At 26.0% G+C, this 19023-nt stretch carries 20 protein-coding genes and 4 pseudogenes; 18 read left to right on the forward strand and 6 right to left on the reverse strand.

Going from position 1 to position 19023, the window contains the following annotated elements; genetic code table 11:
* Window positions 1-219 precede the first annotated feature (219 nt).
* The 13 genes from QN326_RS03695 to QN326_RS03755 all read left to right on the forward strand — a co-directional run bounded on the left by QN326_RS03695 (window position 220) and on the right by QN326_RS03755 (window position 9213).
* Window positions 220-387, forward strand: a complete 168-nt coding sequence (locus tag QN326_RS03695) for a hypothetical protein (protein ID WP_342386523.1) — start codon at window positions 220-222, stop codon at window positions 385-387.
* Between the two features lie 42 nt (window positions 388-429).
* Window positions 430-606 (forward strand): hypothetical protein, encoded by a 177-nt coding sequence (locus QN326_RS03700; RefSeq protein ID WP_156956361.1) that lies wholly within the window; start codon window positions 430-432, stop codon window positions 604-606.
* A gap of 350 nt (window positions 607-956) precedes the next feature.
* Complete coding sequence (locus QN326_RS03705; protein WP_342386524.1) at window positions 957-1295, forward strand: hypothetical protein; 339 nt, start codon at window positions 957-959, stop codon at window positions 1293-1295.
* A gap of 273 nt (window positions 1296-1568) precedes the next feature.
* The gene (locus QN326_RS03710) at window positions 1569-2222 is read left to right on the forward strand and encodes a hypothetical protein (protein WP_342386525.1); all 654 of its coding nucleotides are present in this window, start codon (window positions 1569-1571) and stop codon (window positions 2220-2222) included.
* A gap of 186 nt (window positions 2223-2408) precedes the next feature.
* Complete coding sequence (locus QN326_RS03715; RefSeq protein WP_034172416.1) at window positions 2409-2705, forward strand: hypothetical protein; 297 nt, start codon at window positions 2409-2411, stop codon at window positions 2703-2705.
* 113 nt (window positions 2706-2818) lie between these two features.
* Complete coding sequence (locus QN326_RS03720) at window positions 2819-3157, forward strand: hypothetical protein (RefSeq protein ID WP_034172417.1); 339 nt, start codon at window positions 2819-2821, stop codon at window positions 3155-3157.
* 187 nt (window positions 3158-3344) lie between these two features.
* On the forward strand, window positions 3345-3545 hold the full coding sequence (locus QN326_RS03725; protein ID WP_342386526.1) for a hypothetical protein: 201 nt from the start codon (window positions 3345-3347) through the stop codon (window positions 3543-3545).
* Window positions 3546-3618: 73 nt separating this feature from the next.
* Window positions 3619-4047, forward strand: a complete 429-nt coding sequence (locus QN326_RS03730; protein WP_342386527.1) for a hypothetical protein — start codon at window positions 3619-3621, stop codon at window positions 4045-4047.
* 371 nt (window positions 4048-4418) lie between these two features.
* Window positions 4419-4844 (forward strand): hypothetical protein, encoded by a 426-nt coding sequence (locus QN326_RS03735; protein ID WP_342386528.1) that lies wholly within the window; start codon window positions 4419-4421, stop codon window positions 4842-4844.
* Window positions 4845-5128: 284 nt separating this feature from the next.
* Entirely contained in the window at window positions 5129-5260 is a 132-nt protein-coding gene (locus QN326_RS03740; RefSeq protein ID WP_342386529.1) for a hypothetical protein, read from the forward strand.
* Window positions 5261-5603: 343 nt separating this feature from the next.
* Window positions 5604-5813 (forward strand): hypothetical protein, encoded by a 210-nt coding sequence (locus tag QN326_RS03745; RefSeq protein WP_342386530.1) that lies wholly within the window; start codon window positions 5604-5606, stop codon window positions 5811-5813.
* Window positions 5794-6888 carry an ATP-dependent metallopeptidase FtsH/Yme1/Tma family protein gene (locus QN326_RS03750; protein WP_342386531.1) on the forward strand — a complete coding sequence of 365 codons (1095 nt, stop codon included), beginning with the start codon at window positions 5794-5796 and terminating at the stop codon, window positions 6886-6888. The genes QN326_RS03745 and QN326_RS03750 overlap by 20 nt, the downstream gene beginning before the upstream one ends.
* A 666-nt stretch (window positions 6889-7554) precedes the next feature.
* Window positions 7555-9213, forward strand: coding sequence for a DEAD/DEAH box helicase (locus tag QN326_RS03755; protein WP_034172270.1), 1659 nt, complete (start codon window positions 7555-7557; stop codon window positions 9211-9213).
* A gap of 131 nt (window positions 9214-9344) precedes the next feature.
* Here QN326_RS03755 and recA read toward each other — a convergent pair.
* From recA to QN326_RS03790, 4 genes and pseudogenes are all read right to left on the reverse strand, one after another.
* Window positions 9345-10339 (reverse strand): annotated as a pseudogene (gene recA / locus QN326_RS04185) (recombinase RecA).
* Window positions 10340-10592: 253 nt separating this feature from the next.
* Window positions 10593-11252, reverse strand: a complete 660-nt coding sequence (pgsA, locus tag QN326_RS03780) for a CDP-diacylglycerol--glycerol-3-phosphate 3-phosphatidyltransferase (protein ID WP_011161060.1) — start codon at window positions 11250-11252, stop codon at window positions 10593-10595.
* A gap of 617 nt (window positions 11253-11869) precedes the next feature.
* Complete coding sequence (locus QN326_RS03785; RefSeq protein ID WP_342386533.1) at window positions 11870-13408, reverse strand: 2-hydroxycarboxylate transporter family protein; 1539 nt, start codon at window positions 13406-13408, stop codon at window positions 11870-11872.
* Window positions 13405-14577: an NAD(P)-dependent malic enzyme gene (locus QN326_RS03790; RefSeq protein ID WP_011161063.1), complete on the reverse strand. Its 1173-nt coding sequence runs from the start codon at window positions 14575-14577 to the stop codon at window positions 13405-13407. Before QN326_RS03790 ends, QN326_RS03785 begins: the two co-directional genes overlap by 4 nt.
* A 306-nt stretch (window positions 14578-14883) precedes the next feature.
* Between QN326_RS03790 and QN326_RS03795 the strand changes: the two genes are divergently transcribed.
* Both QN326_RS03795 and QN326_RS03800 read left to right on the forward strand, forming a co-directional pair.
* Window positions 14884-15177, forward strand: coding sequence for a hypothetical protein (locus tag QN326_RS03795; RefSeq protein WP_041624891.1), 294 nt, complete (start codon window positions 14884-14886; stop codon window positions 15175-15177).
* Window positions 15141-15311, forward strand: a complete 171-nt coding sequence (locus tag QN326_RS03800; protein WP_011161064.1) for a hypothetical protein — start codon at window positions 15141-15143, stop codon at window positions 15309-15311. The genes QN326_RS03795 and QN326_RS03800 overlap by 37 nt, the downstream gene beginning before the upstream one ends.
* 223 nt (window positions 15312-15534) lie before the next feature.
* On the opposite strand, the pseudogene gtfA reads toward QN326_RS03800, so the two are convergent.
* Window positions 15535-16691, reverse strand: a pseudogene (gene gtfA, locus QN326_RS03805) (sucrose phosphorylase); the annotation flags it as partial.
* A 345-nt stretch (window positions 16692-17036) separates the two neighbouring features.
* Window positions 17037-17737, reverse strand: a pseudogene (locus QN326_RS03810) (IS3 family transposase); the annotation flags it as partial.
* Between the two features lie 2 nt (window positions 17738-17739).
* Between QN326_RS03810 and QN326_RS03815 the strand changes: the two are divergent.
* The 3 genes and pseudogenes from QN326_RS03815 to QN326_RS03825 all read left to right on the forward strand — a co-directional run.
* Window positions 17740-17994 (forward strand): annotated as a pseudogene (locus QN326_RS03815) (sigma-70 family RNA polymerase sigma factor); the annotation flags it as partial.
* 262 nt (window positions 17995-18256) lie between these two features.
* Window positions 18257-18586, forward strand: coding sequence for a single-stranded DNA-binding protein (locus tag QN326_RS03820; RefSeq protein WP_342386535.1), 330 nt, complete (start codon window positions 18257-18259; stop codon window positions 18584-18586).
* A gap of 134 nt (window positions 18587-18720) precedes the next feature.
* Window positions 18721-19011 (forward strand): HU family DNA-binding protein, encoded by a 291-nt coding sequence (locus QN326_RS03825; RefSeq protein WP_034172489.1) that lies wholly within the window; start codon window positions 18721-18723, stop codon window positions 19009-19011.
* Window positions 19012-19023: the final 12 nt, after the last annotated feature.

The following is a 19023-nucleotide window of genomic DNA, read 5'->3' on the forward strand; positions in this document are numbered from 1 at the left end:
GTTTTATTTAATCAAAACACTAAACCTGATGACACACCAACATCCCCCAAACCCACACAATCTTACAAACCTGATTACATTAATAACGAAGGAATTTATACAGGAAGTCAAAGCAGCCAAAATCCTTACTTACCTTCTCAAACATTTACACCCACATCAAAACCACAAACAAAAAACGAAAAGAAATACGAATACGAAGGGGAACTTTATGATTTAGAAATGGTCCTTAACTTTAAAACCACTATTGAAGCAAGTATTAAAACCACCCAAGATTCAATTAAAAATTATCAAACTGAAAAAGAAAAAATCACCCAAATAAAACCACAACAACAAAGAGATGAAAAAACAACAAGTTTAAACGAACATAAAACCAAACTAACAAACTAACAAACACAAAAAAGCAAACCAAACCTAACCCCCGAACAAAAAATGGCAATTGAATTACAACTTGCCGAATCCAAAATTGAAATTGAAAATTTAGAACGCGAAATTGGTATATTAGATGGGCAAATTAAATCAGTTGAAATGTTTGAAACACAATTTAATAGAATAATAGAGCGTCTCCAAAATCCCTTTCCGACTACCAAAACAAACTATCCAAAATAAACGAACTACTCAAAAACTAAAACATACCCAAAATATTTTACCCTCCCAACATATTTTAGGCATAAAACCCACCCCCAACCAACCAATATACCTAAAATATAAAAGAAAGGAGGTATAACAATGAATTTAAACACAATCCCCCATCCCAAACTAACAAAAAATTACTTAAATAATATTAAGATTATCTTAAATGATAGTCTTTTTTTTTTTATATAATGACTTTTTACATAATAATAGTTATAATATAAATGTGGGGAAACACTTGTACCTTCAATATATAAAAGAAAAAGAAAATAAATAATTTGAAAATAAATATTAAAGTTTTATCATTCTTAGTAATTATAAGTATATTGTTATTAGGTTTAATTCTATATCCACATATACAACAAGAAATAACATTAGAAATAAACCAAGAAGAACCAAAAACACTCAATTTACAACTATCCAAAGAAAAAGAACTAAAATATCATCCTCAAATAAATTCTAATATTTTAATAAAGACAACAAGAAACAATTATGACTTAATAAAAAATGAAATACTCCATGATTTATTAACTAAAACTTGGAAAGATTGTAAAAGCAAATATAGTAATCATCCTACAACTCCACTTTTTGAAAAACAAGGATTAGGCTCTATTTATAATAGTTATTTAAATATCCAAAAAAAACCAAAAACACACAATAGATAAAATCCATTATACTCAACAATTTCAAGAAAAAATGTTAGAAATATACACCAAAGAACTAAATTTTATACTCAATTTACAATTATCAGACATTTATTTAATTACTGACAACCCCATATTTTAAAACATTAACTCATCTTTTTACAACCCGAAAAACTTTATAATATAAAAAAACTTTTAAAATAATAAATTATTAAAATAATAAAAAAATGATAAAATAAAATTAAGAACCAAAGATAAACAAAATAGCACTTTTTAAAATAGAAAGCAAACTAAATGACCCGCAACAAAAAATATATCCTTATTACAACTATCTTTTTAATTTTAATTGGAATTACAACTTTTTATTTCTTTGTAACACCTCAATTATTCACTTCTGATGCGATGTTATTAAAAACCTCATCACAAAATAACAATAAAACTGAAATAAATAATAAAATAGAAGTCTCACAAGAAAATTTTAACAAAAGACTAAAATATATTACCAATAATGAACTTAAAGAACTACCAAAAATTCTACCTATAAAAGCAAAAGAAAAAGAACTACGCAAACAATACCAACAACAACAAATGTCTTTCATGTCTAAAGACGAAAAAGAATCATACGAAAATATTTTAAAAATAAATAGCAAAATGGATGACATATCATTGAGCAGCAAAAAAATAAATAAAGATATAAAAGTTTTAGAAAGACAATACGAAGCAGCAAACGAACAAGAAAAACGAAAAATAGAAGATAAAATGAATCGCATTGTTGATACATTACAACAATTAAGTCAACAAAACAAACAATTAGAAAATGATCAAACTTTAGCAATTACAAGGCATAACAATTTATTTCAAAATTTACAAACTAAAAATAAATTTAGTCAAATAGACATCCAACCTTACCAAAATGCTTTAAAAGAAATATACAATATTAAAAATTAATCCAAATCAATAAGACTCTCAATAAATGAGAGTCTTTTTTTTATTATATAATTGAAATCACCTCCTTTAATATGGCAAAAAGTATCTTTTTTTTCACTTTTTTAACTGTTTTTGAGCGATTTTTACGCAAAAAAAAGAGTAAAATAAAGGTAAGGAGGTAAATTTATAATGAAAGGTAACTAAAAAATGAAAACCCTAAATAAAAAAAATATTACTATTACAATATCCATAATTACTGTTTTATCTATTTTAATAATTATTTGGAAATATTTGGACGCAAAACACAAAATAAAAATCAAAGAAGAAAATCAAAAATTAGAAAATAAAAATGAACTTGCATTTAATTCTTTTTTTGAAAAACCTCCAAATATAAAAGAACAAATTATAAATTCCGAAATGCCGAAACAAAATCCATCACAATTAAAAAAATATAATATTAATAAAATAACTGTTGCCCCTTATTTAATTTATCCAGATTTATAAAACAATATCATAAGAGAGTATTGTTTTTTTGAAGGAATGAATCCCACTCAAAAAGATATTAATGGAAAAATAAATTTCTTTGAAAAAAAGATTTTGAAACATTAAGTAAAATTTTGCCATCATATTATATCATTTGGACTGAAGGTAAAAATAATTTATATAATTTAGAATACGAAAATGCAAAACCTAAAGAAAAATATGGTTGTCAAATTTCTAAAGCTGACTATTCATTAATACAAACTAGCAAACCAGATGCCACTGATGAATTATTAAATACAAATTGTAACAATAATGATAATTACTATAATGAAAAATATTCTTTTATAAACACAATCAATAATATTGATATAAAAAAAATATTGAAAAATAGCAATATATCTTCTAAAACACCTTATATACGCTTTATAACTAAAAATTTAGAAATTAATTTATTGGTTAAGATTAATTTGTGAAACATTTAAAGATGAACTTCAATTTACTTCCCAAGCTCAAGAAAAAACATTACAATCCCAAGAAAATGCAATCAAAGCTCAAGAAAAAATAAAACAAAAGCAAGAAGGGCACCAATGGTACACCGAAAGAACAAAAGAATTTATAACAGGAGCCAAAGATAGACTTACTAGGGCACAAAATAATAATATGCCCATTTTTGATATAGATTTAAAATGCTACGAAGACAAAGTTCCTTATTTAAATTTTAAATACAACCAAAATGATTTTATTAATTTTATGAAAAAATTAAATATCCCTAAAGAGGATAAAAAATATGATATCCGAACTTTTATTATCTATAATTTAACAAATAATATTGTAGACCCTGAAAATAAATATGTCATATAAGAATAAATTTCAATATATTTTAAAAAAATAAATTTATGAATCAAAAAAAATATGAAAGGTTATTTTATACTATATGAATTTTTCTAAACAACAAATTAAAATTATATTATTTATTTTAATATTATCTTTATTAACTGGTTTTGCTTTTTATTTTACATACAAAAATTTAAATAAAGACTTAAATAAAAATGAAACCCAAAACCAAAAAACACCCCAAACAACAAAATATAAAGAACTTAGCAACCCACATCAAAAAATAAAAAATATTATTTCTAAAATTAATATTTTTATTTCTGAAAACGATCCCCAAATAAAAGAAGCAAAAACACAAAACACAAATCAAAGAATACAATATGAAGAATCAAATTACCCAAATAAAGTAGAAATTAATTTAATTAATAAAATTAAAGATTTATTTGAAAGTTTATCACTTTCTTTAACGGATGCATCAAATCCTTTTGAAATAACAGAAACCCTAAAATCAAATCCTCAATTTTTTTAATCCTGGATTTTATAAAAAATAAACAAATTACAGAAGACTTAAAAGCTGAAATACCTTCCACTTGGGAAACAATTTATACCAATAACATTGATTGTGCAAACTTATTCCACAAAGAAGAACAAATAAAATTAATTAATGATTTATTTAATTAATTTGAAACATTTAGAATTAACAATACACCACCCCAAAAAATAATAGAAGAAGAACAAGATAATAATGATGAAGTTAAAAAAGGAGCACAAAACATTAAATAATTATTTGACTCATTGTTAACAAATCAAAGTTTACATTATAATGTTTTCTTGTCAAACCTTTATAAAAGTATTAACGCAATTAAAGATTGTAATGAATTCAAAGATGTTTGCTCAAATTTGCCTATCAAAAGAGAAGCTCAATTCGCATTCCATAAAAACACAATAAAATTAAAATTCCAACCTTTATTAGATAAAATAAATAGTTTTTTACAAAATAATAAAAAAGAAATTATATTAATTCCTGAGACAATCAACCCAAATCAAACACAAAATGCAATGAGCAAAGAGCAATTTATAAATTTAATCAAAGGAAAATTAAATAATTTAGAATCAATTTTTAATCCTTATTATATAGTTCCTGAAGCTTTACCTTCAAATAATATTTTAGATATATTTGCAACTTTTAAAGAAACATATAATGGTTTTAATAATGGATTCCATATAGACAATTGTAATGAACAAGAATCTATAAACACTTTAGAAAATATGTTAATGAATTTTAAAAAAATAAAAAATTATCAAAACCCTTCTAATGAATTATAAACTAATTTTTTTCAATCTTATTTCAAACTTTTAAATGATATAGACCAAATCAAAAAAACATAATCAAGGATAAATAATAATATGAACATTTTGAAAAAATTTAATACTAAAAAAACATTACTTATAGTAATTATGTTTTGTAGCATTTGGTTTATATTTCTTTTATTATCAATTGCTCCTGTTTTTTAAGTGATGTTGTTTTTAAAAGTTCAGGAACTAAGATAAGTCATAATACTATAGATGAATACATTGATGAAGAAATACAAAATTTAAAAAGCTATAAAATGGTGCAAGAAGCATTAACCAAACTTAAAGCCAAAAAACAAATTAATTTTTCTGAAAAAGAAAATTTATTGCAAATCATTGAAAATAGCGATATATCGCAAGAAGATAAAAAAATCTTCAAACTGCTTTAGATTCAAATATAAGCTTTTCTGTAAATCCACAATCCAATGCATTATCAAAAGCAAATTTAATTATTTTAGAAAAAATAACAGATAAAAATACAAAAAAAATAAAAAACAATGAAATTAGTAAAATTAATTTTATCAAAAAAGAAAATGATTTTATTCATTCAGAACCTATTTATAAAATAGAAATTATAAAACAAAATGACACTTATTATTTAATTACAGATGACCGTTTTTTTAACAAAAAGAAAGATTTTTTAGAAGAAAACAAAATTAAAATCCCTTTTGAATACTACAAAAAACTAATTTATTAAGGGTTTTATTTGGTCCTATAGTATATCTACATTCTATGATTTTTATATTTTATATTATTCATGGACTACGTAGAAATTCTGGAAAATTAAAATCTAAGTCTAAAATTTCTTCTTCACAAAAATCTTTATTTAGTTTTAAAGATGTTGCAGGAAATGAAGAAGAAGAAAAAGAAGAAATGAAAGAATTGATTGATTTTTTAAAACAACCCCCAAAAATATGCTGTTATGGGAGTTTGCATTCCTAAAGGAGTATTATTATCGGGTCCTCCTGGTACTGGCAAAACCTTACTTGCAAAAGCTCTTGCAGGAGAAGCAGGAGTACCATTTTATGCAGTATCTGGTTCTGAATTTGTAGAAAGATATGTAGGAGTTGGGGCTTCTCGTGTAAGAGAATTATTTAAAGAAGCTAAATATAATGCTCCTTGTGTTTTATTTATTGATGAAATAGATGTTTTAGGAGGCAAAAGGGGTCATGATTCTAGAGGAGGGCAAGAAAAAGATCAAACTCTCAACCAATTATTAACTGAGATGGATGGGTTTACTAAATCACAAGGTATTATTGTGGTGGCTGCAACTAATAGAGCTGATATGCTAGATTCTGCCTTACTTCGTCCAGGAAGATTTTACAGACAATTTATTGTAGGTCTTCCTGATGTAAAAGCAAGAAAAGCAATTTTACAAGTTCATGCCAGAAATAAAAAAATTGATGTTAACATTGATTTTACTTCTATTGCTAAACAAACTCCAGGCATGTCAGGAGCACAACTTGGAGCTGTTCTAAATGAGGCTTCAATTTTGGCTGTAAGAAATAAAAAAAATGTAATTACTTTAGAAGAATTAGAAGAAGCAATTGACCGTGTTTTAATGGGTCCTGCCAAAAAATCAATCAAATACAACGAAGAAGAACGAAAAATGGTAGCTTATCATGAAGCAGGACATGCCGTTATTGGATTAAAACTTAAATACGCACAAAAGGTACAAAAAATAACTATTATTCCTCGAGGCTCTTCTGGTGGCTATAATTTAATAATGCCAGAAAAAGAAACTTTTTTTACTTCTGATAAAAAAATGCTAGCTCAAATTACATCTTATTTGGGCGGACGTGTAGCTGAAGAAATAATTTTTAATGAAGTTTATAATGGGGCTTATGATGATTTTAGACAAGTAACAAAAATAGCTCGTTTAATGGTTACTAAATATGGTATGAGTAGTTTAGGAGTGAGCCAGGATTCTGAGTTTTCCGATAAAACAGCAATAGATTTAGAAAACAAAAAAATTATTGCAAAATGTTATACTAAAGCAAAAGAAATTATTTCATAAAATAAAGACTTATTAGATCAAATTACTAATTTATTATTAGAACAAGAAACAATCACTAAAGAAGAAATAGATAAACTTTTATAATCAAATATACTAAATAAGACTCTCAATAAATGAGAGTCTTATTTTTATTTATTACCTCCAATATTTCAACAAATACATAATAAAAGCAACAAAAAGACACTTTTAATTCCAACATAGTTGTTTTTTTATTAATTTACAAGTATAATAAAGTATAATATTAAAGATGCAGTAAAAAATTATTAAATGTTACAAATCAAAAAACTATTATAAATTAGTGTAACTTTTTACTTTTGAACAATTATTTAACTTTATTTCACAAATAAAATTATTACTCCAACCATAATTGTTATAAAAGCAAAATACCAAAATACTTTTTATTAGGGTCTTAACTAAAAATATTAAGTCTTGCAACTTTTTTTACTGAAAGTAAAAATGACAGCAAATACACAGTTGATAGTTTTTAAAATGATTCCTTTTTTCAAGATTATTAATTATTTAGCAACTCCAAACAATAACTTGAAATCATAAAGGGTTTAAAAATATCTTATAAAAAGGGTTTAGTGTTTTTGTGCACTTAGCAAACATTTTATATTTATATCTGTATAATTTAATTTTTAAATTAAAAAGAAAGATGAGGAATTTATGAATACTTTATTCGAAGAATTACCTATTTTAGAGCAAACTAAAAAAGCTTTAAAAGAACTCAATTTTATTGATGCTACTCCAATTCAGGCCTTAGTAATTCCAGAAATTATAAAAGGACACGACGTAATTGGACAAGCTCAAACAGGAACAGGAAAAACTTTTGCTTTTGGTATTCCCATTATCGAAAAAATTGAACCAAAAATCCAAAAAACTCAAAGTTTAATTTTATGCCCCACTAGAGAATTAACTCTCCAAGTATACGAAGAATTAAAAAAATTACTAAGATTTTATCAAGAAATAAGAATCGCTGTTGTTTATGGTGGTGAATCTTACACCAAACAATTTAGAGCCCTAGAAGCTAAACCTCATTTAATTATTGCTACTCCTGGACGTGCAATTGACCATCTAGAAAGAGGTAAAATCGACCTCTCAGCACTAAAAATTCTAACTCTTGACGAAGCAGATGAAATGTTAAAAATGGGATTCCAAGAAGCCTTAGAAACAATCTTAAAAAAGATTCCAGAAGAAAGACAAACTGTTTTATTCTCAGCAACTCTACCTCCATTTATTAAAAAAATAGCAAGCAAATACCAAAAAGACACTAAAATCCTACAAGTTCCTGTTAAAAACATTGCAGTTAATGCAATCGAACAAAATTACTTTTTAGTAAAAGAAGTTGACAAAGCTAAATTATTAGTACGTTTACTAGACTTAAAAAAAGATTATTCAGCTATCTTATTTGCAAACACTAAAAAAGATGTTGACGAAATTACAGCCTACCTTCAAGACAAAGGCTTTTTAGCTGATGCAGTTCACGGCGATTTAAAACAAAATCAAAGACAATATGTAATGAATAATTTCCGTAAAGGCAAAATCAAAATCTTAATTGCAACTGATGTAGCTGCAAGAGGACTTGACATTTCTGACATCAAAATGGTAATTAACTATGACTTACCACACGAAGACGAAGTTTATGTTCACCGTATCGGAAGAACTGGAAGAGCTGGCAAAAAAGGTTTAGCTTACAGTTTAATTAGCCCAAGAAAAGTAAGCCAACTTAAAAAATTAGAATACTACTTAAAAGAAAAAATTACTTTACTAGATATTCCTTCTGTTCAAAGCATCAAATTACAAAATGCCAAAGATTTAGAAAAAAAGCTATTAAACATCATTGAAAAAAACAACGAAGACGCTACTCCAAATCAATTAGCACAAAAGTTATTAGAAACTTTTTCTTCTGAACAAATTATCCAAGGATTATTGAAAAAATTTTTACCAAAAGAAAGAAATTACACTGACATCCTTCCTCCAAAAATGACTACTAACAATTCTTTTACCAGATCACGTTTTGGTGGCGAATCTAGATTTGGTTCTTATGGTTCTAACAACTCTTACGGCAATAAATCTTACCAAAGAGCAAATAGCAACTTTATAGAAGTAGTTATTAATTTAGGCAAAAAAGACAATATTAATCCTCCAATATTATTAAAATTATTAAAAGACCATTTCCAAATTTATGGCAAAAATATTGGTAATATCAAACACTTAACTCACGAAACTATTTTTGAAGTAGCAAGTCGTTTTTGGAATCAAATGAAAAGCAAAACTAATATTCGTTTCCAAAACAAAACTTTAATTCTTAACAAAAAAGATTAAAAACTAATAAATTAACAAAATAATAATTTAATAATAACAAAAAAGCTAGCTTCAACAAGCTAGCTTTTTCTTATATTTGCATAATTTAAAATAAAAATAAAAAATCAATTAATTTCAATTAATAATTTAGATTAATTGCTAATATTATATCTTTTTTTAATTTCAGCAACCAAATGATTATAAATTTTAGGATTATTAGTTAAATATTTTTTAACATTTTCTGTTCCTTGACCAATTTTTTCATCTTTAAAACTATACCAAGAACCACTTTTTTGAATCAAATTAAGGTTAGTTGCTAAATCAATTACTTCTATCATTTTAGCAATACATTTACCATAAATAATATCAATAGTAGCAGTTTTAAGAGGAGATGAAAGTTTGGATTTAACTACTTTTACTTTGGAACGAATCCCTACAACTTGGTACCCTTGTTTAAGGGTTTATGATCTTCTAATGTCTAAACGCAAAGAAGCAAAAAATTTTAAGGCTTTACCACCTGGAGTTACTTCAGGATTACAAAAAACCATCCCTGTTTTTTCTCTAAGTTGATTAATATAGATAACAACTGTATCAGTTTTATTAATGATTCCTGACTGTTTACGCATGGATTGCCCCATCATTCGTGCTTGCAAACCTATAGCCATATTACCCATATCGCCTACTAATTCTGCCTCAGGAACTAATGCTGCTACAGAATCAACTACCAAAAGACTAATTTTGCCACTTGCAATTAATCTACAAACAATATCTAAAGCTTTTTCACATGAATCAGGTTATGAGATTAAAAGTTTATCAAGATTTACTCCAATAGCCTTTGCATAACTTGGGTCTAAGGCATGTTCTGCATCAATAAAAGCAACATTACCTCCCTTTTTTGAGCCTCTGAAATGGCATGCAAAGTTAAAGTAGTTTTGCCTGAACTTTCAGGACTATAAATTTCAATAATTCTTCCTTTAGCATAACCACCAATTTCTAAGGCAATATCCAACGACAAAGAACCAGTAGAAATAGATTCAATTCCTTTATGAGTTTTGGAGTTGAATTGCATAATGATACCTTTACCAAACTTTTTTTCAATATCCTTAATAGTGTCTTCTAAATCGTTTTTGTTTTGTGTATTTTGCATAAATAATTTTCCTTTGGTTTTTTTAGTTTTGATGAAATATAATTTTTAAATATTGTAATTAAAATAATAAAGATAAAAGAGCAAGATGAAAATAATTATTAAAGATAAATGTAAAAATTTAGAAACATATATAAAAGACAGATTTTAAAATATAATAAAAACAGCAGTAACAAAATAAAGATCTCGCTGAACCCCAAAAACTAGACAATAAATATTTTAAAAAATAGGGTACAGTGAGGATCAAAAAAATGAATTACTCAGGAGCAAAATTTTTACGAATAATTTTATAATTTTTAAAAAAATAATCAAAACCAGAAACAATAGTTAAAACAACTGAAACAAGCAGGCAAATATCACCTATATTACTTAGATATCCAAACCATTTTTTTAAATTTGCATCACAAGCAAAAGTAGAAGAAGTATACAACCCAAAAAAAAGGCAAATGATGGCAACGAATGTAAAAACGGTTTTGGCTTTGCCCCAAAAAGATGCACTAATAACAACTCCTTCTTTATTAGAAGCTACCAATCTTATTCCTGTTACTAAAAATTCTCTAATCACTATAATCATAATAACAGCAGTAAAAAATTTTTTAGGCATTTGAGTATCTGCAAATAAAAAAGTTCCTTGCGTAGCAGACAAACGACATTGACAAATATAAAAAAGTGTGATAATAACTAATAATTTATCGGCAATAGGATCAAAAAACTTACCAAAAACAGTTTGTTGTTGATATTTTTTAGCTATATAACCATCCAAATAATCAGTAATAGCAGCCACTATAAAGATAATTTGAAAAGTCAAAACATTAGCAAATTCAGGCTCACTTTCACTTACACACATCAAAGGCAAAAGAACAAACACTAAAACAATCCTAAAAACAGTAATTAAATTAGCCAACAAAGGAAACATACATTACTCCTGTAGTAATTTTGTAAAAAAACTCATATTTTTGTTTAATTAAATATGGTTCAAAAAGACAAATCATTTCTTTGAATATCAAAAAATAAAAATAGTAAATGTTTAAGGACAAAAATAAGATTTTCAAAACCTCTTATATACTATTATTATAACATTATTGATAAATGTTTTTAGTAAGTGTTTTTATATACATAACATAATTGTTATTATTTTGAGTAATTATTACAATTAAAAGATACATTATAAAAACTCTACATTTATCTACATTTAAAAAGTAAATTAAATTTGTTCTACATTTATAAATAAATTTTGTATAAAGAAAACATATTTAACTTAATTTTTAAATGTTTATAATACAAATAAATTAGCAAAATGTTTTTTATAGTTTTTTGTGTTTAAAAATCTCACGGAACCCAACTATTAGCATAAACAAATCGAAGGGCACCGCAATAGTTAAAAATGTTTTATAATTTTGATATAAATATGTTAGCTATTTTGCATTGCAATAATTTCAATCAAATCAAATAATAATAAAATACTAAAATAATATTAAATAATCATAAATACTTATGATAAATATTTTTCATATTTATATATATAAAATATAATTAATATAACAAAGGATAAGCAATACTAGCTACTACTACTACTAAAGCTCCACCAATACGAGTAGCTATTTGAGCAAAAGGCATTAATCCCATCAAATCAGAAGCTGATAAAATAGCAACATTACCAGCACCTCCAATACTATTGGTACAAAGCCCTGCAGTAATTGATGATTCTACTGGATAATAACCTAACTTTTTGCCTAAATACCCTGCTACTAAAGCAACTGATAATACACACATTATACATGTAAAGACAAATTTAACATTTAATTGTTTTAACATATCTTCCATTGGAATACTAGAACCTAAAATTACTAAAAAAGCAGATGTAAAATTAGTAGTAACAAATTTAGAAGCTTGATTAATACAACTATTATAATAATCAGATACTACATTAAATAATTTCATCAAAACAACTACAAACACTAAAAAAACAATATATTCTGGTAGGTATTTTTTAATATTTGGTAATAATAAAATTAAGGATTCTTTTATTAAAACACTCAATAAATATAAAGTAAAAATAGCAATTAAACCTGTAGTTATTTGAGGATAACTTAATTTTTCAGGAACTGATTTAGAAGTATTTTTATCTGGATTTTTTGGAGTTTCTTTAATTTCCAATTTACCATAACCACTATATTTAGTAGTTTTCAAAAATTTCTTAATAAGCCCAGAAGCAAAAATACTAAAGATTCCTCCTACTAATAAAGCAGGAGTCATATGAGACATAAAAGGTTCTTGCCAATCTAGATTCTGCCCAGCATAAGCATTTTTTAAAGGAGTAACTCCAGATGACATACCACCACTTGCTAAAGGAGCAAAAATATAAAAGACAGCATCTAAAAAGCCCCCTTTAGAAGTTTGAGAGGCATTTTCTAACCCTCCAATAGGATTTAATAAAGCCCCCAAAGTTCCTACAACTAAAGCACCAGTAAGCAAAGATACTAATATTAAAGGAATAAATTTTTTAAAAGAACTTTTTAATAACTTTTTATCCATACTTAAAAAACTACCAATAATTAAAGCAGAAACGAAAAAACTAGCAAAACCAATAGCTTTATAAGTATATTGAGTTTCTTTTACTTTTATAGACTCAGCATTTAAATGTTTCATAATACTTTGCATAAACTTTTGCATTTGCAAAAAGATAGAATCATCTTTAAAAAAAGGATAAGTAAACAAAATAGAAGGTACTAAAATACATAAAATAGAACCACCTCCAATATCTTTTAAGAGGGGAGTTTTAGCACCTATTTTTTGTAAAACAGCAGCTAAAAGCATAGCTATTAATAAAGGGGTAATTAATGGATGAAATGCAGGATTAAATTTCTTAGTAGTTTGAAAACTTACAAATCCCAAAACAAAAACTTGCACAAAAACTACTAAACTCATCAAACAAAAAAGAGGTACACTAAACCCTAAAATAGTTTTTTGAGGAGCAAAAATACTATTAACTTTTTTAGAGTCTTTATTATCTTTATTATTATTATTGTTTTCTTTATTATCCGGGGAACTTTGTTCCTGTTCTATACTCATTTTCTTACTACTCCAGTTTCTTTAGCTACTTTACAAACTGCCAAAGCAATTTGTTTAACTACTTCTTTATTAAAGGAAGTTGGTAAAATATTATTTTCATTTAAATCTTGTTCTTTAATGATGTTTTTTAGAGCATAAATAGCAGCTTTTTTCATCTCTTCGGTAATTTTAGTTGCTTTAGCATCTAATGCCCCACGGAAAACACCTGGAAAAGCAAGACAATTATTTACTTGATTAGGAAAATCAGATCTCCCAGTAGCAACAATTCTAGCCCCACCTTTTTTAGCTTCATCTGGCATAATTTCTGGTACTGGATTAGCTAGAGCAAAAACAATTGCATCTTTTGCCATAGTAGATACCATTTCAGCTGTAACAATACCAGGAGCAGATACACCAACAAAAATATCTTTTCCTTTAAGTACTTCTTTCAAAGTTCCTTTTTCTTGATATTTATTAGTTACTTCAACTAATTTTTTTTGCGGCTCATTAAGATTGGCTACTCCTTTATATAAAGCTCCTGTTTTATCAACTAAAACAATATTGTTAACTTTTAATAACAACAACATTTTAGCAATTGCCATCCCTGCAGAACCTGCTCCATTAATAACTACTTGAACATCTTCAATAGATTTTTTAACTACTTTTAAAGAATTTAGAATTCCTGCAGCAACTACAATAGCAGTACCATGTTGATCATCATGAAAAACAGGAATATCAAGTTTAGCTTCAAGAGCATCTTCAACTTCAATACATTGAGGCGACTTAATATCTTCTAAATTAATTGCTCCAAAAACAGTTGAAATTTTAGAAACAATATTTACTATTTCTTGAGAATCAGTAGAATCAATACAAATAGGAAAAGAATCAATACCTGCTAATTCCTTAAACAAAATAGCTTTTCCTTCCATCACTGGCAAAGAAGCTTTCGGACCAATATTACCCAATCCTAAAACTGCAGTCCCATTTGTAACAACACCTACCATATTACCTTTCATAGTATAACGATAAACATCACTAGGATTTTCCTTAATTTTTAAACAAGGCTCTGCTACTCCTGGAGTATAAGCTAATGCTAAATCATCTAAGTTTTGTACTTTTACTTTACTTACAATACCTACTTTACCTTTATTTTTTTCATGTATTTCTAATGCTTTTTCTTTGATGTTCATTTAACTGAAAATCTCCTTTTATATTTCTTTATGTATTTTATATATATTTTAAGGGTGATTTGATCTTGAAATTATTACCAAAAAATAATCATCCGTCTATATTTTATACCTTATTTAATAAAATAATTAATATTTTTTTTACTTTTTTAACATTTATTTAAATATTTAAACTTTAATACATTAAAAAAATAACAAAAAAATCAATAATTACATTATTTTTAACGTTTTTTACTCAAAAAAAAAAAAAGAGTAAAATAAAGGTAAGGGAGATTTTTTTGTGCCCTATTAAACCCAAAGGAGACACAAATGTATCAAAATAAAAAACAACCTAATTATACTTTATGGACTATTTTATTACTTATTTTTATTTCTACTGGAGTTGTTTGTGTAGTTGTTGCAGTAGCATTTAAAAACAGAAAAGAGCCCCAAGAAGAACAAATACCAACCCCAACCTCTTACAAACCTAACTATACCCCCAATAAAGGAACTTACACAGAAAATAAAGAAGAAGCTACCAACTCCCCCAACAAAGCACCCATCAATACCAAAAATTCTACAACATCATGCAAGAAGCAGCAGATTTTTATTCCCATCAATTAAAACACAACAAACAAGTCCTCAATTATTTAGAACAAAGAGGCTTTGACAATGACATAATAAAACATTTTAAATTAGGTTATGCTCCCAAAGCTTCCCATTTATCACGTTATTTAATGGAAGGTACCAAATTTTGACACTGATGACCTCAAAACATTAAGTCTCATCAATCAAGACGACAAAAACGCACTTTTTGTAAAAGATATGAAAGATTTGATCCAATCCACCCTTTCCGACAACAAAGAACTCCTTGCACAAAAAGAACAAGAACTAGCAAACTACCCCAATAAACCTTAAAACAATAAAGAACTCTATAAAATAGAGGTCTTTTCTTATTATATATTAACTTATATATTATAATTAATTACTAAATATTTGTTTATCATTTTCAACAATAACAAATTTTTTATTCATCAAATCAGCATCTAAAACAGCAACATTATTACCTAATTTATCTTTACGCAATATTTTAATTTTAGATGCATAAGCACTACATTCCATAACACCATCTAGATCAAAGGCATTAGATTTATTTCTCCAAGCCAACAACTTAAATAAATTAGCTACTACAGGACGTTTAACTTCTTCTTTTATTTCTTGTCTAGAATAATAATGACGATTAGTATTTCTTCCTTCTTTAGAAGATTCTAATAATTTAATATCATTTTCCCCAGCAAAAAGACAAACATAATAAACTTGAGGTATTCCTGGAGCAAAGATTTGAAAAGCTCTACTCAATAAATAAGCATCGTCATCATTTCCTAAAGCAGAATAATAAGTAAAATTAATTTGATAAATATCTAAATTATTATAAAGAGATGAAGAATATACTTTTTTAACATTAGCACCTTGTTTATATAATTGTTCAGAAGTATACTTAATTTCTTTATCAGTTAAAATATCATAAGCATCAATTACTCCAATACCATCATGAGTATCTAAGGTAGTAAATTGTTTCATTGGAGATTTTTTCAACCACTCCACTAAACGTTGAGGATTTTTAGAATAAAGAGTATAAAGAACAACAAGAGGAAGAGCAAAATCATAAATAAAGTATCCATGCTCACTAATCTTATGTGAAATACTATGATTTTCATGAATTTCTGGTAATAATTCTACATCCAAAGGCTTTAATACATCTCTTACTTCATCAAGTAATTGCCATATATCAGGTTCTACAAAAAAAACTAGTATCAGCTTTTTTACAAACATAAGCAAAAGCATCAAGACGAATAATACTTGCACCTTGTTTTACCATATTAGTTAAAGCAGTTTTAATAAATTCTTTAACAATAGGCTCTTTAACATTAAGATCAATTTGATCGGTGCCAAAAGTATTCCAAAGATGTTCAGTAGTGCCATCATCAAATTCAATTAAATGAGTAGGAGCTTTATCTTTACGTTTATAAATAGAATCTACATCTTGTTTGAGTTGGTCTATTAGGTCCTACTTGTTGCCAAAACTTTTCCCAACGTAGAAAAAAATCTTTATACTGAGAATTATTATGATTCTTTTTGTTTTGGTTCTAGTGCCCTGTTCCGTTTTTTCATAAAACTTTTTATTTTAAAATTGTTCTTTAAGACTAAAAAATTAATAGATAATTTCATATCTTTTCAAACTAAAGAAATATTTTTTCGTTTAAAAAAGTGTCTAAACTTTTTTCATAATTCTTTAGTTTCAAAAGATATTTTTTTTAATATTTATCTTTACACTATCTAGTTAGGTAAAAAAAATGAAAAACTCGTTAACAAAATGAAAAGAAAATAATCTTTGGTATCAATTTAACATTTTTCTTAAAAAAAGGCGCACTAAAGTAACCTTTTTCAAGATTATATTATCTGATGTTCATTCAACTCAAAATTTATCTCAGATTTTGAATATATTGAGATGGAGTTGAATAGTTTAATTTACTTAAAATCCATTGATTATTCCAAAATTTAAGAAAATGATTAATTAATTTTTTCATTTTATCAGGATATTTTTGAAATAAAAATGGATTTTGATGTTGTAAGATCGTTTTCATTTGGCCGAAAAAGTTTTCAATGATAGCGTTATCACGAGGAGTAGCTTTTCTTGACATGCTAATTAAAAAACCTTTTTTTATTAAAGTTTGTTGAATTTTGAGTGATTGATAAACTTTTCCTTGATCGGAGTGAATAATACAAGGTTCTTTTAATGAAGGTAATTTTTTGATGGTGTTTAAAACTAAATCTTTATTTTGTTGGTTTGAAACATGTGAAGTGATGATTTGGTTATTAAAAGAGTCAATAATACAAGAAAAATAGAGAAAACCTTGATTATTTTTAAAATAAGTAATATCAGTAAAGAGTTTTTGGAGGGGTTTGGTAGCCATAAAATCTTGATTGATTAAATTAGGAATTATTTGGAGATTATTTTTTAAATTACGATAAGTAAAATTTTTTTTGATTCTTAAACGACAACTAATGTCGTTTTTTTCATGATAGTGTAAACTTTTTTCTTGGTAATGAATTCGTTAAAAGTTTTTTGGTATAAATCATTGATTTTGCGATGACCGTAAAAATATTGATAATGGAGACATAAATCAAATAAATAAACTAAACCCCCATCAATTATGGTTAAAACAAGTTAATCATGAAATTTTTTTAAAAAAAATGAAAGTTAAGTTAAGCAAAACCGAATTCAAAATTATCCATTTAAGTTTTGGCGTTCCTTTAGGGAATATCAATGAAGATTATCAAAAATGTTATACCAACACCGAAATATCTGAAAAACTTAATTTATCTTTAAAACAAGTAGAAAATATTAAAAACATCGCTATCAAAAAATTAAAAAAATAAAAAAACGTTAAAACCTATCGTTCGTCCGTAATGACGTTAAACTATTAATTCAAAAAAATATTTCGTTTAAGTGATAAAAAAATAAAAATCAGATTACTTTAAAGTAATCTTTTTTTTATATCCAAATCAAGCATAAAACTTTTGAAACAATAGTAATAAAAGATTCCAAAACCAATAAATCAAATAGTCGTACAATACATTTTTTTCAAAAGTTTTATTAATGAAGAAATCAAATATATATCAAAAAAAGGAAAAATAAAATATGTTAAATAAAGTTCAATTAATCGGCCGTCTCAGCCATGATTTAGAAAAACAATATATCAATTCAAACAACGAACAAATCCCTAAAATCGATTTTCAATTAGCAGTTAACCTTAAAGAGATAACCAAATTCATCCCTTGTGTTGTTTTTCGAAAACAAGCTGACAACATGAAAAAATATTTACATAAAGGTTCAAAAATTTATCTTGAAGGGATTTTATCCATCCAAAAATACACGAATAATGAAGGTAAAACCAAAATCAATACTAAAGTTATTCTTCAAAACGTGATCTTTTTAGATAATAAACCTCAAGAAAATTTACCTTTTTAAAAAAATAGATTTAATAACAATCAAATAAACTATAATCATCTAACCCCTTTTGAAAAAAGGGTTTTTTTATTTGAAAAAAACACAACAAATTGGTAAGAACACCAAAAGAAATAAAAAAATAAAGGAGAAAAAATATGAATAAAAAAGAATTAATTAAAAAAATCGCTTTAGCCAACAAAACTTCCGTAACTAAAACCGAAGAGTTTTTTAACTCATTTGAGAATACTTTAATTGAAGCAATCACTACTAATGAAGAAGTAGTTTTATCACCTCAAATTGGTAAATTCAAACTAAAATCAAGAAAAGCCTACATCGGTAGAAACCCTAAAACAAAGAAAAAACTAAAAATTCCTGCCAAAACGGTAGTAACTTTCAAATTATCTAAAGCCATTAAAGATAAAGTGAAAGATTTAATTTTAAAATAACTAAATTATTTT

This window comes from Candidatus Phytoplasma asteris (assembly GCF_038505995.1).
Taxonomy (GTDB): Bacteria; Bacillota_I; Bacilli_A; order Acholeplasmatales; family Acholeplasmataceae; genus Phytoplasma; species Phytoplasma asteris.